This is a genomic window from Klebsiella scottii, from assembly GCF_036561945.1.
Lineage (GTDB): Bacteria > Pseudomonadota > Gammaproteobacteria > Enterobacterales > Enterobacteriaceae > Klebsiella > Klebsiella scottii.
On record NZ_JARXNI010000020.1, the window covers coordinates 2,750,025 to 2,764,172 of the forward strand.

Genomic DNA, 14,148 nt, shown 5'->3' on the forward strand with positions numbered 1-14,148 from the left:
TGCGGAGACGTTGTTTTGCAGCACAATAAAATCCTCATTCGGCAACTCGGCCTGCAGCCTTACGCTCCTGTCTCTCAGGCAATGCATGACTTTACCGACTCGCGCGATGAGACAACCCTCGATGAAATCTGGCTGGTTGAACATCATCCGGTCTTTACCCAGGGCCAGGCGGGAAAAGCGGAACACGTTCTGGTGGCGGGTGATATTCCGGTCATTCAAAGCGATCGCGGCGGCCAGGTGACCTATCACGGGCCGGGGCAGCAGGTGATGTACGTGCTGCTAAATCTCAAACGCCGCAAGCTGGGCGTGCGCGAACTGGTGACGCTGCTCGAGCAGACCGTGGTTAATACGCTGGCGGAGTATGGCATTGAATCCCATCCGCGTGCCGATGCGCCCGGCGTTTACGTCGGCGATCAAAAGATCTGTTCGCTGGGCTTACGCATTCGCAAAGGGTGCTCATTCCACGGCCTGGCGCTAAATATCGCGATGGATCTCTCGCCGTTCCTGCGGATTAATCCCTGCGGCTACGCCGGAATGGAAATGGCGCAAATGCGCCAGTGGCAGCCCGAAGCGGTGCCGCAAATCGTGGCGCCGCGCCTGGTCGCCAACCTGCTGGCGCTGCTCAACAACCCGCCTCACGAGTACGTTCCCGCAGGGTAAATCCGCGCGTCCCGGCTTCCCGGGGCGCGTTTTGCGCCTGACTTCTGTTAAGCCATTATATTTGCAATTAATTGCCACAAACGGCGGCGTCGCTGACCGCTATACTTGCGCTATTCGCTATGACAGGAGGCGCAGAGTGGAAAAAAATCATCCGCAACCGGAACCCACCGAACGGCTCAACGATCGCCAGGTATTCCGCATTCTGCGTAATATTGATCTGAATTTACTGACTATTTTCGAAGCCGTATACGTGCACAAAGGCATCGTGAATGCGGCCAGGGTGCTGAATATCACCCCCTCGGCCATTAGCCAGTCGATGAATAAACTCCGCGCGCTGTTTCCCGACCCGCTGTTTATCCGCAAGGGTCAGGGGGTGACGCCGACCGCTTACGCGACGCACCTCCATCAGTACATCAGTCAAGGCATGGAAGCCTTCCTGAGCGCGCTGGATTTAACCGGTAGCCCGCATCAGCAGCGGGTCATCACCATCGCCACCTCGCCCACCGTCGGCGCGCTGGTCATGCCGACAATTGCGCAAGCCCTGAAGCCTCGCTTCCCGCAGGTGCTGCTGCATAATGTCGCCATTATCGACGCCACCAGCCAGCTCAATCAGCGCCAGGTGGATTTACTGATCGACAGCTACGCGCACAGCGGCCTGTCGATCGTGCATCACGTCCTGTTTCAGGATCGGGTGATGATGTATTGCCGTGAGGCGCATCCGGCGCTGGGTATGCCGTACAACGAAGAGCATCTTCGTCAGTACGAGTTTGCCCTGCTGCTGCCCGAGGGCCAGCGCTATGCGGCGCTGCACCGCCGGCTGCAGGAGCTGCCAGGGGAGCGCCGCTGCGGTTTTAGCAGCTACAATCTGTTAACTCAGGCAGCGCTGGTTAGCGCGAGCGATATGCTGGGGCTGATGCCGAAGCGAATGTTTTCGCTATTGGCCAAAACGTGGCCCCTGGCGGCGCTGGACTACCCGCCGCTCGCGGATGAAAATATCGATATTTCACTGCATTACAACAAACTCAGCGCCCAGGAACCGTTGCTAAATGAGGTCATTGAGGCGATTCGTCAGGCTTTTTAAACCATACCGCACGTGAGGGAAAGCATAAAACAACAACTATTTTACAATTTGCCGAACAGGTAGGCTGCTTTCTGTCCCATATCAATGGTATACTGCCTGTCCTTGATTCAAAAATAGTTGATAAATACAACATTTACTTGAATTAATTCGTTTTCCTTCGTACTCGCAACTGGAACACGCACGCTATGAGTAAACCCATTGTGATGGAACGCGGTGTTAAGTACCGCGACGCCGATAAAATGGCCCTTATCCCGGTGAAAAACGTGGCAACTGAGCGTGAAGCTCTGCTCAGAAAACCGGAATGGATGAAAATCAAACTTCCGGCTGACTCGTCCCGTATCCAGGGTATCAAAGCAGCGATGCGTAAGAACGGTTTGCACTCCGTGTGCGAAGAAGCTTCTTGCCCGAATCTTGCGGAATGCTTCAACCACGGAACGGCAACCTTTATGATCCTCGGTGCTATCTGCACCCGCCGCTGCCCGTTCTGCGACGTCGCGCACGGTCGTCCGGTGACGCCTGATGCTAATGAACCGCAGAAGCTCGCGCAAACCATCGCCGACATGGGCCTGAAGTACGTCGTCGTGACCTCCGTCGACCGCGATGACCTTCGCGACGGCGGTGCTCAGCATTTCGCCGATTGCATCAGCGCTATCCGTGAGAAAAGCCCGTCGATTAAGATTGAAACTCTGGTTCCGGACTTCCGCGGCCGTATGGATCGCGCGCTGGAAATCCTCAAGGTTACGCCGCCGGACGTCTTTAACCACAACCTGGAAAACGTGCCGCGTCTCTATCGCCAGGTACGCCCAGGCGCCGATTACAACTGGTCGTTAAAGCTGCTGGAAAACTTCAAAGAAGCGCATCCGGAGATCCCAACCAAATCGGGTCTGATGGTCGGTCTCGGCGAAACTAACGCTGAAATCGTTGAAGTTATGCGCGACCTGCGTCGCCACGGCGTCACGATGCTGACCTTAGGCCAGTATCTGCAGCCGAGCCGTCACCACCTGCCGGTACAGCGCTACGTTAGCCCGGACGAGTTCGAAGAGATGAAAGCCGAAGCGATGGCGATGGGCTTCACCCACGCCGCCTGCGGCCCGTTCGTCCGTTCGTCCTATCACGCCGATCTGCAGGCCAAAGGGATGGAAGTGAAGTAATTCACTCACAACCTCGACCGCTGCACGTTTCCCGCGTGCGGCGGTCAGCTCTCCTTCCGTATGCCATCTTTTTGCCAACAGCGAATCCGCCGGCGCGGTTACAGTCGGTTGCATTTTTTCTGCCAATAACATTGCTGGATATAAAAAGAGGCCGCAACGATAATCGCTGCGGCCTCTTATCCGTGCAGGCTGACGCCTGGCGGCAGCCTGCTCCCGCTGTCGGGGAGCAGGCGTTTAATTACTCTTTATGAGAGAGCTTCTGTGCCGGAGTTTCTTCTTCCGCACTGGTTTTCTTCGCGCTATCGTCGTCGTCGTTCATGGCTTTCTTAAAGCCTTTGATAGCCGAACCCAGGTCTCCACCCAGCGTACGTAGTTTTTTGGTACCAAACACTAAAATAATCAGTGCTGCGACAACCAGCAGTTTGGTAATACTAATCTCACCCATAGCTAACCTTCTTCTCTAAAACAATCTGCGAATACGCCATCATACACGCGAACAATTAACGGCTATTTGACGCGCGGACACAATAGCAATCTGTAACAAGGTGAATCAAGCTCTGTTTAAAAAAACGTCACAATAATTGCGGTGGCGCAAAGCGGCGGTTCTGCAGCACCGGCAAGCGCTCGCGCACCTGGCGAAGATAATCCACGGAAACGTCGGCAAAAATCATCTGCGGCCGGTCCGCCGCGCCGGCCAGCGTCGTGCCGAGCGGATCGATAATCCGGCTTTGGCCAATATTACGGCTGCCGCACTCGCCCGCCGCCACGATATAGCAGGTCGTATCCAGCGCCCGGGCGGCCAGCAGCGTCGCCCAGTGATGCTCCTTCATTGGCCCTCTTACCCATGCGGTGGGGAGAACCAGGATCTCGGCGCCGCTCAACGCGAGGCTTAACGCCAGCTCCGGGAAGCGCAAATCATAGCAGGTCATCAGGCCAACCCGAACCCCGTCGACGTCAATCAGCGCCGGGATCTGCAGGCCGGCATCAACGCGCCGCGACTCCTGTATATTAAACGCATCGTATAAGTGTAGCTTCTGGTATTGCGCGATAACCTCGCCGCGGCGTATCGCCACCAGCGTATTAGCCGCTCGTCCCTCGCCAGAAGGTACGTGAATCGTCAAAATCGTGGTTAAGCCGTTATTACGGCTCTCCTCGCGCAGCAGCTGTAAGAAGCCGCCATCCACCTCCTGCGCCGATTTAACCGATAGATCAGGGTCGTTATCGTCACGCGCCAGCAGCGCCTCGGGCAACACCAGTAGCGATGCTCCCTGCCCGGCGGCCTGAGCCATCAGCGCTACGCAGGTCAGCGCATTCGTCCGCCAGTCCGAGGTGACGGCAAATTGTCCAGCAGCAACCAGCATCTTAATCTCCCGTTCGCGAATTCATAGCCAGCGACGCATTTTGCGCGCTACACTCAATTCCCGGTATTAACCAAATAGCAGGGAATGAGAGTGTCACAACTACTTTTAGCCGTTTTTCTTGGCGGCGGCACCGGCAGCGTATTGCGCTGGTGGTTAGGCATGAAGTTTAATCCAATGCACCATGCCATTCCCGTTGGCACGCTAACGGCCAACCTGCTGGGCGCATTTATCATTGGTGCCGGTCTGGCCTGGTTTAACCGACTGACCGATATCGACCCGATGTGGAAGCTGCTCATCACCACCGGCTTTTGCGGCGGATTGACAACCTTCTCCACCTTCTCAGCGGAAGTGGTGTTTCTGCTGCAGCAGGGACGTTTCAGCTGGGCCCTGCTCAATATCCTGGTCAATCTACTGGGTTCATTCGCCATGACGGCAGCGGCGTTCTGGCTGTTTTCTCATGCCGCCAGTCGTTAAAAACAGGCAAAAAAAAACCCGCAAATTGCGGGTTTTTATATTCTACTGACGCGTTGCTTAGATAGCGTTTACGTTTGCAGCAGAAGGGCCTTTGGCACCGTTAGTGATTTCGAACTCTACGCGCTGACCTTCAGCCAGAGTTTTGAAACCGTTGGACTGGATTGCAGAGAAATGTACGAATACATCTTTGCTGCCATCTTCCGGAGTAATGAAACCGAATCCTTTGGACTCATTAAACCACTTAACGTTACCTTTAATCTTAGACATCAAAATTACCTTTATATGAAAAAAAGACACTGATACTGTGTCGCGATCCAGTACATCAATTGTGGTGCCTTTTGTCCAGTCGAACTTTGCTAAAAAGTGACAAAAGTCGCTATCTTTTTTAGTGGTTGCGCTTTAGTTATTGTTTTTCCACACAACATAGTGCTCATCTCTTTTATCACTAAGCTATTGCGGATTTAAAACTGAAAGCGTGCCCAGGCGAAGTAAACGTTACCGTTGTTATAGGTGCCGGGGATATAGGTCATCTGGAACGTCGCCGGGCCGTAGCCGATAGACGCCATCGGCAAAACCACCGGCAGCGGAATATAGTTCCAGTTATCGCGCGCGGTCACCCCGAGCGTATAGCCGAGTCCAAGATGAAAGTTATCGTCGGCGAGCGGACGCCAGGTTTTCTCCCAGCCGTAGCCGGCGATCGGTTCCCATTTGTTAAACGAGTCCTTAAACGCCATCAGATACAGGCCATGCCAGTTGCCTTTATCATCCCAGCGCGACACGCCGAAACCCGCCCCCCAGGGACGTTCGTTATACGCATCGGTTTTTTCTTTGTCATAGGCAAAACGGGCGTGCCAGGTGATCGCGGGAATATACAGGTCGTAGTGTTCAGGCTCCTGCCAGGTCTCAACGACGTTATCGCTTAAGGTGCTATAGCCATCGCGAATCGTCGAGCTGAATGACGCATTTGCTATCCCACTGGAGAGCAGCAGCCCGGAAAAACTGAGCAAAAACAGTACAACATAACGTAGTCTTAACACTTCTCAATTACCAATATCGATTTTAAAGCGGAATAAAGTAGCAAATATAATCTTAATATAACCTTAACGAAATACGGCAAAGTCTTGATTTACCGCCTACCAAATCGCAACAACCCTGCCCGTCGACTTTGTGATAGCGCCCCCGCACCGGCTGATGATTAGATAATTCTCATCAGTTTATTGATTTGCATCAGCATGTTTCGTCGATTTATTCGGCACATTCCCTGACTTAATTTTTGCACAACCTTATTTATCAGCAGATTCTTTGGGTTAATGGTTCAGGGGTAAAATAATGCTTACGCTAGTTGAGATCCTTATCGGGATTGTGGTCATTGTGGGCGTCGCCCGCTATATCATCAAAGGGTACTCCGCCACCGGCGTACTCTTTGTTGGTGGTCTGACGCTGCTTATCGTCAGCGCGCTGATGGGACATAAAATTTTACCCGGCGATGCGAAAAGCACGGGGTATTCCGCAACCGACATCATCGAATATATCAAAATTCTGCTGATGAGCCGCGGCGGCGACCTCGGCATGATGATCATGATGCTCTGCGGATTTGCCACCTATATGACGCATATTGGCGCCAACGATATGGTGGTCAAACTGGCCTCAAGGCCACTGCGCTACATTAACTCCCCCTACCTGCTGATGATCGCCGCCTATTTTGTCGCCTGCCTGATGTCGCTGGCCGTCTCTTCGGCGACCGGCCTCGGCGTCCTGCTGATGGCAACGCTGTTCCCGGTGATGGTGAACGTCGGCATCAGCCGCGGCGCGGCGGCGGCCATTTGCGCCTCCCCGGCGGCCATTATCCTCTCCCCGACCTCCGGCGATGTCGTCCTGGCCGCGAAGGCCGCCGAAATGCCGCTCATCGACTTTGCCTTTAAAACCACGCTGCCGATCTCCATCGTGGCGATTGTCAGTATGGCGATTGCCCACTTTTTCTGGCAGCGCTATCTGGATAAAAAAGAGAACGCCTCCCACGAAATGCTCGATGTGAACGAGATAACCACTACCGCCCCCTCCTTCTATGCCATTCTGCCCTTCACGCCCATTATCGGCGTGCTGATTTTCGACGGGAAATGGGGCCCGGAGTTGCATATTATTGCCATCCTGGTTATCTGCATGCTGCTGGCGGCGGTGCTGGAATTCTGCCGCGGCTTTAACACCAAAAACGTCTTTAGCGGACTGGAAGCCGCCTATCGCGGCATGGCCGACGCCTTTGCCGGCGTGGTCATGCTGCTGGTCGCCGCCGGCGTTTTTGCCCAGGGCCTGAGCACCATCGGCTTTATCAATAGCCTGATTTCGATTGCGACCTCGTTTGGCTCCGCCAGCATCATTCTGATGCTGGTGCTGGTCGTGCTGACGATGCTGGCAGCCATGACAACCGGTTCAGGCAACGCGCCGTTTTACGCCTTCGTTGAGATGATCCCCAAGCTGGCGCACTCATCGGGTATTAACCCGGCCTACCTGTCGATCCCGATGCTGCAGGCGTCGAACCTCGGGCGTACCATTTCCCCCGTATCGGGCGTGGTGGTCGCCGTCGCCGGGATGGCAAAAATCTCGCCATTTGAAGTGGTGAAACGGACCTCGGTACCGGTTCTTGTTGGCCTGCTGGTGGTGATTATCACCACCGAGATTCTGGTGCCCGGAACCACCGTTCAATAAACGTGAAAAGGCGCCAGCAGGCGCCTTTTTTATGCTTTAATAATTCGAGGAACCCATTACCATCCACTATCAGGAATAAAAATGTTCAGGAAGGATTTCGTCGCCATTGCCCTCTTGCTAACGGCAACTCAGGTCGGCGCTGAACCGCTCACCGCAACACAATACGGCGATTTCGACCGCTACGTTCTGGCCTTATCCTGGCAAACCGGTTTCTGCCAGAGCATGCATGACCGAAACCGCAGCGAGCCGGAAGAGTGCCGTCTGCAGCAGGAGACGGCCAACAAAACCGATCATCTTACCGTGCACGGCCTGTGGCCGGGCCTGCCGAAATCCATCGCCGCTCGCGGCGTGGACGATCGCCGCTGGATGCGTTTTGGCTGCGCCACGCGCCCGATACCCAATATGCCGGAAGTCAAAGCCGGGCGGAAATGCCAGGCAGCGGAAACCGGCCTGTCGCTGGAGATGGCCAATAAGCTCAACAGCGTAATGCCCGGTGCCGGCGGCAACTCCTGCCTTGAGCGCTACGAGTACGCGAAACACGGCGTCTGTTTTGGCTTCGATCCTGACAGCTACTTCGGCACGATGGTCCGCCTCGGCGGTGAAGTGAAGCACAGCGCCCTCGGGACATTCCTGGCGCAACGCTACGGGCAGAGCGTCAGCCGCGAGGACTTCGATGCGGCCATCGCCCAGGCCTACGGAAAACAGAGCGTTAAGGCGTTCAAGCTGACCTGCAACGGCAATCCGGCCTATTTAACCGAAATACAGATCGCCATTAAGGCCGCGGCTATCAATACGCCGCTCTCCGCCGATGCCTTCCTGCCCCAACCCCATCCGGGCAACTGCGGTAAGCAGTTTGTTCTGGATAAGGTCGGTAATTAATCATGCGGCGGCGCCAGCCGCCACAGAGGCTTCATTCGCGAATGAACGCCAGTAAATCCTGATTTATCTGATGCTTGTGGGTCGTGCAAATCCCGTGCGACCCGCCTTTATAGACGGTTAATCTGGCGTCTGGCAATATTTGCGCCGCTGCTTTACCGCAGGTTTCGAAAGGTACGATCTGGTCGTCATCGCCGTGGATAACCAGGGTCGGAATGGTCATCTTGCGCAGATCCTCGCGCAGATCGGTTTCCGAGAAGGCTTTGATACAGTCATAGAGCGCCTTAATCGATCCCTGCAGCCCCTGTTCGACAAACCCTTCGCGTACCGCTTTTGACTCTTTAGCCCCGTCCCGGTTGTAGCCATAGAACGCGGCGGTCAGCTCATAGAAGAACGCGCCGCGATCCTCGATAACGCCCTCTCTGATGCCGTCAAATACCTCTTTGGGCACGCCGTCCGGGTTAAAATCCGTGCGGATCATTATCGGCGTCACGGCGCTGATAAGCACCGCTTTTGCCACTCTTTCGGTCCCGTGGCGCCCGATATAGCGCGCCACCTCGCCACCGCCGGTCGAATGGCCGACGTGCACCGCATCGCGCAGGTCGAGATGTGCCGTCAGCTGAGCCAGATCGTCAGCATAGCGATCCATGTTGTGGCCGTCCCAGGGCTGGGCCGATCGGCCATGGCCACGGCGATCGTGCGCTATCGCCCGAAATCCGTTATCGGCCAGAAACAGCATCTGATCTTCAAAAGCGTCAGCCGTTAGCGGCCAGCCGTGGCTAAATACAACCGGCTGCCCGCTCCCCCAGTCTTTAAAATAGAGATAGCTGCCGTCATCGAGAGTAAGTTTGTCAAAACCGCTCATAGAGTCCTCCTGCATGTATTGGAAAGGACGTGCCTGATATCGCCTAAAAAGGATAAGACAATTTTTCTTACTGCGACGGCAGCAGCATAAATTTCATATGACGCCGTTCGCGATCGTTGCTTAATGTGCGTTTAATCACTTCAAACCGCCGACAAGTCTCAGTATGATGGGAAGACATTAACCCTTGCCATTTTCGGTGAGGGTTTTCTTTTACGGACAGGTTCCTGGATAACATGGAGTACGCAATGACCAGACCCGCAATCATCATCAATGAGTTCGATGCCGAACGCATCGACAGACTGCTCGAGCAGCCGGCGTTCGCCAGTTCACCGGTCGCCGATGCGCTGAACGACGAGCTGGATCGCGCACAAATGCTGGCGCCGGAAGCGATGCCGCATGATGTCGTCAGCATGAACAGCACCGTCAGATTCCGTGATTTGTCCAACGGCGAAGAGCGCGTGCGGACGCTGGTTTTCCCCTCGCAGGTAACCGATAGCGCCACCCAGCTTTCGGTACTCGCCCCCGTCGGCGCCGCGCTGCTGGGCCTGAAGGTCGGCAGCGCCATTCACTGGGAATTACCGGGCGGCGCCTCTGCGCACCTCGAAGTCCTGGAGCTGCTGTACCAGCCGGAAGCCGCGGGTGAATTTCACCGCTAACCCTCCCGCCGCCTGAGGCGTTCTGCGCTTTATTCAGAGGGTGTCTTCGCATCCTCTTTCTGCCCTCCCCGCCCTGACAAACTTTTACGCCGCCCTGAGCCTCAGCTGACAGTTTTGCGACCTGAATGGCACAATATCTTCGTATAATATGTTGATATAGAAACAGTCGAACAAGGAGGAATGCATATGTATAAAACAATCATTATGCCGGTTGACGTTTTTGAGATGGAGTTAAGCGACAAAGCCGTCCGCCATGCGGAGTTTTTGGCCCAGAAGGACGGAATTATTCACCTGCTCCACGTATTGCCAGGCTCATCCAGCTTCACCATGAGTCGATTCACCGCCGACCTGCGCCGCTTTGAAGAGCATCTGCAGCATGAGGCGGAAACGCGGCTAACCACCATGGCCGGGCACTTCAGCATCGATCCCTCACGAATTAAAAAGCACGTACGCTTCGGCAACGTGCGGGATATGGTGAACGAGCTGGCTAACGAAATTAACGCCGACGTGGTCGTCATTGGTTCACGCAATCCGTCTATCAGCACCCATTTGCTCGGTTCTAATGCCTCGAGCGTCATTCGCCATGCGCATATCCCGGTAATGGTTGTCCGATAAGCGGGAGACGCCGCTCGCCTGCCGACGGCGTGAAGAAAGGCGATAAAAAAAGAGGCTACCGGTGGGTAGCCTCTTTGCTGTGCAGGTCGATCTTACTCTCTTTTATTATGCGGTTTTTGTCCGAATCAGATAATCGAACGAGCTCAGGGATGCTTTTGCCCCTTCGCCGGCGGCGATAATAATCTGCTTGTACGGTACGGTGGTGCAGTCGCCCGCCGCGAACACGCCTTTGACGTTAGTTTCGCACTTCGCATCGATGATAATTTCACCCATCCGATTACGTTCAATCGCGCCTTCCAGCCAGGTGGTATTAGGCAGCAGACCAATCTGTACGAAGATCCCCGCCAGCTCGACGTGATGCTCATCACCGCTCAGCCGATCGCGATACTGCAATCCGGTCACTTTACTGCCATCGCCGACCACTTCCGTGGTCTGCGCGTTAAGAATGATATCGACGTTTTTCAGGCTGCGGACTTTGTCCTGCAGCACCTGGTCCGCCTTCATTTCAGGCGCGAATTCCAGCAGCGTAACGTGTTCCACCACGCCCGCCAGATCGATTGCCGCCTCGACGCCCGAGTTACCGCCGCCGATCACCGCCACGCGCTTGCCTTTAAACAGCGGGCCGTCGCAGTGCGGGCAGTAGGTCACCCCTTTCGTCCGGTACTGGTCTTCACCCGGCACGTTCATGTTACGCCATTTAGCGCCGGTGGCGATGATGATACTGCGCGCCTTCAGCACCGCGCCGGAGGCGGTTTCAATCTGATGCAGGCCGCCTTCTACCGCCGCCGGAATCAGTTTCGACGCGCTCTGTGAGTCAATGACGTCGACATCATATTCATTGACGTGAACCTTCAGCGCCCCGGCCAGCTTCTGACCTTCGGTTTTAGGTACCGAAATGTAGTTTTCGATATCCACGGTATCCAGCACCTGGCCGCCGAAACGTTCGCCCATCAGGCCGGTACGAATCCCTTTACGCGCCGAGTAAACCGCCGCCGCCGCGCCGGACGGGCCGGAGCCGACAATCAGCACGTCGTAAGCATCACGCTTGTTCAGCTCTTCTGCGGCACGTTTCTCCGCGCCGGTGTCAACTTTCGCGACGATCTCCGCCAGCGTCATGCGCCCCTGGCCAAACTCCTTGCCGTTGACAAAGACCGCCGGAACGCCCATCACGTTACGATCGGTAATCTCATTCTGGAACGTCCCGCCGTCAATCGCCGTATGCTTAATGCGCGGGTTCAGCACCGCCATCAGGTTCAGCGCCTGCACCACGTCCGGGCAGTTATGGCAGGTGAGCGAGTAGTAGGTTTCAAACTCAAAATCACCGTCAAGGTCGCGGATCTGTTCCAGCAGGGCCTGGGTCTCTTTCGACGGATGACCGCCGGTCCACAGCAGCGCCAGAACCAGAGAGGTAAACTCATGCCCCAGCGGTGAACCGGCAAAGCGCGGCCCCTGGGTAGAACCTGGATTAGTTATCAAGAAAGACGGTTTGCGCACGGCGAGCGTGTTGTCTTCTTTAAACGTCACTTTCTCAGACAGCTCAGCGATTTCCGCCAGCAGCTCTTTGATTTCTGCCGATTTAGCGCTGTCGTCCAGCGTAGCAATCAGCTCAACAGGTTTGGTCAGTTTCTCAAGGTAGGCCCTGAGCTGGGTTTTCATATTTGCGTCGAGCATCTCGTTATCCCTCTCTTAAAACGTCATCATGCAAGCGGCCTCACGGCTGCCTGAATGCGGCTTGCATCATGGGGTTTGGAAGAAAAACGGGCGTAATAAAACACCCGTTATTCGGTATCAATTTCCCTTTGGATTTCGCGTCAGGGCAAGGCGGCTAGTCTGGGGATCCCCGGGAGCTTACATAAGTAAGTGACCGGGGTGAGCAGGTGACGCCAACGCCGCCATGGCGTGAAAGACATGGAAATTTTAGATTTTGCCGACCAGGTCCAGGGACGGAGCCAGAGTCGCATCGCCTTCTTTCCATTTAGCCGGGCAAACTTCGCCTGGGTGAGAAGCAACGTACTGAGCTGCTTTCACTTTACGCAGCAGGTCAGACGCATCGCGGCCGATACCTTCAGCGGTAACTTCGATCGCCTGAATGATGCCCTGCGGGTCAACGATAAAGGTGCCGCGGTCGGCCAGGCCTTGGTCTTCACGCATGTTTTCGAAGTTACGGGTCAGGGCGCCAGTCGGGTCACCAATCATCGCATACTTGATTTTAGCGATGGTGTCAGAGCTGCTGTGCCATGCTTTGTGAGTAAAGTGGGTATCGGTGGAGACGGAATAGACGTCTACGCCCAGTTTCTGCAGCTCTTCGTAATGGTCAGCAACGTCACCCAGTTCAGTCGGGCATACGAAGGTGAAGTCAGCCGGATAGAAGAAGAAAACGCTCCAGCGGCCTTCGGTATCTTTCTCGGTAACTTCGATGAATTCACCGTTTTTGAACGCCTGGTTTTTGAAAGGTTTGATTTTAGTGTTAATTAAGGACATCTATACTTCCTCCGTGTTTTCGTTGAGGTCTAAGGTAACTAATTTTTCCTGACCCGACCAATGCGTTTGCATTATCAAATCAATAAGCAATATCTAACAACCGCAACAAGACAACTTTGTGAACCCGTCGGGACAAGTCGCGCCGCCGAACGCACCCGCTAAGCCGATAAAGTAAAAAGGCCGCCCTCTCAGGCGGCCCTATTACCTGAAATACCCGCAGGTAGCTTCAGCGCCAGGCAAGCTGGCTATGCGTTGCGCTCTACATTACCTTAATGTAACAGCATGGGCGATTACACCACCCGCCTCAGCAAAGGGCAATCTGCCCGGGCGCAGGTCTTGCCTATAGCTGCGATAGGTTCCATCATCTGCTGTGCCTTATACATTGATTTCACAAGGAATAATCATGTTAAAACGTCTGCTTTTCCTGAGCCTTTTGCCCCTTTGCAGCTATGCAGAAGATCTCCCTGCCCCCGTAAAAGCGATAGAAAAACAGGGTATTACCATCATTAAACCCTTCGCAGCGCCGGGCGGAGTGAAAGGCTGGCTGGGTAAATATCAGGATATGGGCGTCGCTATCTATCTGACGCCTGACGGCAAGCACGCCATCTCCGGCTACATGTATGACGAAAACGGCACCAATCTTAGCGAACAGCTGTTCCAGAAAGAGCTCTATACTCCGGCGGGCCAGCAGATGTGGAAGCAAATGGAGGCCGCCAGCTGGCTGCTTGACGGCAAAAAAGAGGCGCCGATTATCCTGTACGTCTTCGCCGATCCCTTCTGCCCGTACTGCAAGCAGTTCTGGCAACAGGCTCGACCTTGGGTGGAGTCGGGGAAAGTGCAGATTCGCACGCTGCTGGTAGGCGTTATCAAACCGGAAAGTACGCCGGTGGCCGCCGCCATTCTCGCCAGCCGCGATCCGGCAAAAACCTGGCACGATTACGAAAAATCGGCCGGGAAAATGAAAGTTGAGATCCCGGCGGACATCCCGGCGGAAAAAATGCGCATCCTCAACCAAAACCAGCAGCTGATGGATCGGCTAGGGGCTAACGCCACGCCGGCTATTTACTATATGAATAAAGAAAATATGCTGCAGCAGGTTGTCGGCTTACCGGAAGCGGATAAGCTCCAGGTGATGATGGGCGAAAAATAAAGCATCCCGTCAGACCCTTTTTAGCCGGACTACTCGCCCCAAAAGGGTCTGGCTAAATCACTTTTCGTCGTATAC

16 protein-coding genes are annotated in these 14,148 nt (G+C 54.9%); 9 read left to right on the forward strand and 7 right to left on the reverse strand.

The window, feature by feature from the left end:
- The first annotated feature begins 15 nt into the window (after window positions 1–15).
- The 3 genes from lipB (at window position 16) to lipA (ending at window position 2,892) form a co-directional block, all read left to right on the forward strand.
- Window positions 16–660 carry a lipoyl(octanoyl) transferase LipB gene (gene lipB / locus QFI97_RS20625; protein WP_346431889.1) on the forward strand — a complete coding sequence of 215 codons (645 nt, stop codon included), beginning with the start codon at window positions 16–18 and terminating at the stop codon, window positions 658–660.
- A 136-nt stretch (window positions 661–796) separates the two neighbouring features.
- Window positions 797–1,741, forward strand: coding sequence for a YbeF family transcriptional regulator (locus QFI97_RS20630; RefSeq protein WP_346431890.1), 945 nt, complete (start codon window positions 797–799; stop codon window positions 1,739–1,741).
- A 185-nt stretch (window positions 1,742–1,926) separates the two neighbouring features.
- Complete coding sequence (gene lipA / locus QFI97_RS20635) at window positions 1,927–2,892, forward strand: lipoyl synthase (protein ID WP_095095009.1); 966 nt, start codon at window positions 1,927–1,929, stop codon at window positions 2,890–2,892.
- A 238-nt stretch (window positions 2,893–3,130) separates the two neighbouring features.
- Here lipA and tatE read toward each other — a convergent pair whose 3' ends face one another.
- Both tatE and QFI97_RS20645 read right to left on the reverse strand, forming a co-directional pair.
- A complete protein-coding gene (gene tatE / locus QFI97_RS20640; protein WP_041144572.1) occupies window positions 3,131–3,337 on the reverse strand; it encodes a twin-arginine translocase subunit TatE in 207 nt (68 codons plus the stop codon).
- Between the two features lie 127 nt (window positions 3,338–3,464).
- Window positions 3,465–4,253 carry a deaminated glutathione amidase gene (locus QFI97_RS20645; RefSeq protein WP_095095006.1) on the reverse strand — a complete coding sequence of 263 codons (789 nt, stop codon included), beginning with the start codon at window positions 4,251–4,253 and terminating at the stop codon, window positions 3,465–3,467.
- 90 nt (window positions 4,254–4,343) lie between these two features.
- Here QFI97_RS20645 and crcB point away from each other — a divergent pair, with 90 nt between their 5' ends.
- On the forward strand, window positions 4,344–4,727 hold the full coding sequence (gene crcB, locus QFI97_RS20650; protein WP_045854454.1) for a fluoride efflux transporter CrcB: 384 nt from the start codon (window positions 4,344–4,346) through the stop codon (window positions 4,725–4,727).
- A gap of 57 nt (window positions 4,728–4,784) precedes the next feature.
- Here the strand turns inward: crcB and cspE are convergent, their stop codons facing one another.
- Both cspE and pagP read right to left on the reverse strand, forming a co-directional pair.
- Window positions 4,785–4,994 carry a transcription antiterminator/RNA stability regulator CspE gene (cspE, locus tag QFI97_RS20655; RefSeq protein WP_004859511.1) on the reverse strand — a complete coding sequence of 70 codons (210 nt, stop codon included), beginning with the start codon at window positions 4,992–4,994 and terminating at the stop codon, window positions 4,785–4,787.
- Between the two features lie 194 nt (window positions 4,995–5,188).
- Window positions 5,189–5,764, reverse strand: coding sequence for a lipid IV(A) palmitoyltransferase PagP (gene pagP, locus QFI97_RS20660; protein WP_095095003.1), 576 nt, complete (start codon window positions 5,762–5,764; stop codon window positions 5,189–5,191).
- Between the two features lie 292 nt (window positions 5,765–6,056).
- On the opposite strand from pagP, the gene dcuC reads away from it, so the two are divergent.
- The gene (gene dcuC, locus QFI97_RS20665) at window positions 6,057–7,430 is read left to right on the forward strand and encodes an anaerobic C4-dicarboxylate transporter DcuC (RefSeq protein WP_346431891.1); all 1,374 of its coding nucleotides are present in this window, start codon (window positions 6,057–6,059) and stop codon (window positions 7,428–7,430) included.
- Window positions 7,431–7,511: 81 nt separating this feature from the next.
- Complete coding sequence (gene rna, locus QFI97_RS20670) at window positions 7,512–8,309, forward strand: ribonuclease I (protein ID WP_346431892.1); 798 nt, start codon at window positions 7,512–7,514, stop codon at window positions 8,307–8,309.
- Between the two features lie 31 nt (window positions 8,310–8,340).
- Here rna and QFI97_RS20675 read toward each other — a convergent pair whose 3' ends face one another.
- Complete coding sequence (locus QFI97_RS20675) at window positions 8,341–9,171, reverse strand: alpha/beta fold hydrolase (protein ID WP_095094994.1); 831 nt, start codon at window positions 9,169–9,171, stop codon at window positions 8,341–8,343.
- Window positions 9,172–9,416: 245 nt separating this feature from the next.
- Here QFI97_RS20675 and rnk point away from each other — a divergent pair, with 245 nt between their 5' ends.
- Entirely contained in the window at window positions 9,417–9,827 is a 411-nt protein-coding gene (gene rnk, locus QFI97_RS20680; RefSeq protein ID WP_095094991.1) for a nucleoside diphosphate kinase regulator, read from the forward strand.
- Between the two features lie 186 nt (window positions 9,828–10,013).
- Window positions 10,014–10,442: a universal stress protein UspG gene (gene uspG / locus QFI97_RS20685; RefSeq protein ID WP_346431893.1), complete on the forward strand. Its 429-nt coding sequence runs from the start codon at window positions 10,014–10,016 to the stop codon at window positions 10,440–10,442.
- A 105-nt stretch (window positions 10,443–10,547) separates the two neighbouring features.
- On the opposite strand, the gene ahpF is transcribed toward uspG, so the two are convergent.
- The gene (gene ahpF / locus QFI97_RS20690; protein WP_095094988.1) at window positions 10,548–12,113 is read right to left on the reverse strand and encodes an alkyl hydroperoxide reductase subunit F; all 1,566 of its coding nucleotides are present in this window, start codon (window positions 12,111–12,113) and stop codon (window positions 10,548–10,550) included.
- Window positions 12,114–12,359: 246 nt separating this feature from the next.
- Window positions 12,360–12,923 (reverse strand): alkyl hydroperoxide reductase subunit C, encoded by a 564-nt coding sequence (gene ahpC, locus QFI97_RS20695; RefSeq protein WP_095094985.1) that lies wholly within the window; start codon window positions 12,921–12,923, stop codon window positions 12,360–12,362.
- 403 nt (window positions 12,924–13,326) lie between these two features.
- Here ahpC and dsbG point away from each other — a divergent pair, with 403 nt between their 5' ends.
- Window positions 13,327–14,073 carry a thiol:disulfide interchange protein DsbG gene (dsbG, locus tag QFI97_RS20700; RefSeq protein ID WP_346431894.1) on the forward strand — a complete coding sequence of 249 codons (747 nt, stop codon included), beginning with the start codon at window positions 13,327–13,329 and terminating at the stop codon, window positions 14,071–14,073.
- Window positions 14,074–14,148 lie beyond the last annotated feature (75 nt).

Bases quoted from the DNA above. Each gene is read 5' to 3' on its own strand.
- tatE (WP_041144572.1), bottom strand. From the start codon at position 3,337: ATGGGTGAGATTAGTATTACCAAACTGCTGGTTGTCGCAGCACTGATT.
- cspE (WP_004859511.1), bottom strand. From the start codon at position 4,994: ATGTCTAAGATTAAAGGTAACGTTAAGTGGTTTAATGAGTCCAAAGGA.
- QFI97_RS20645 (WP_095095006.1), bottom strand. From the start codon at position 4,253: ATGCTGGTTGCTGCTGGACAATTTGCCGTCACCTCGGACTGGCGGACG.
- dcuC (WP_346431891.1), top strand. From the start codon at position 6,057: ATGCTTACGCTAGTTGAGATCCTTATCGGGATTGTGGTCATTGTGGGC.
- ahpF (WP_095094988.1), bottom strand. From the start codon at position 12,113: ATGCTCGACGCAAATATGAAAACCCAGCTCAGGGCCTACCTTGAGAAA.
- QFI97_RS20675 (WP_095094994.1), bottom strand. From the start codon at position 9,171: ATGAGCGGTTTTGACAAACTTACTCTCGATGACGGCAGCTATCTCTAT.
- rna (WP_346431892.1), top strand. From the start codon at position 7,512: ATGTTCAGGAAGGATTTCGTCGCCATTGCCCTCTTGCTAACGGCAACT.
- rnk (WP_095094991.1), top strand. From the start codon at position 9,417: ATGACCAGACCCGCAATCATCATCAATGAGTTCGATGCCGAACGCATC.
- lipA (WP_095095009.1), top strand. From the start codon at position 1,927: ATGAGTAAACCCATTGTGATGGAACGCGGTGTTAAGTACCGCGACGCC.
- dsbG (WP_346431894.1), top strand. From the start codon at position 13,327: ATGTTAAAACGTCTGCTTTTCCTGAGCCTTTTGCCCCTTTGCAGCTAT.
- uspG (WP_346431893.1), top strand. From the start codon at position 10,014: ATGTATAAAACAATCATTATGCCGGTTGACGTTTTTGAGATGGAGTTA.
- ahpC (WP_095094985.1), bottom strand. From the start codon at position 12,923: ATGTCCTTAATTAACACTAAAATCAAACCTTTCAAAAACCAGGCGTTC.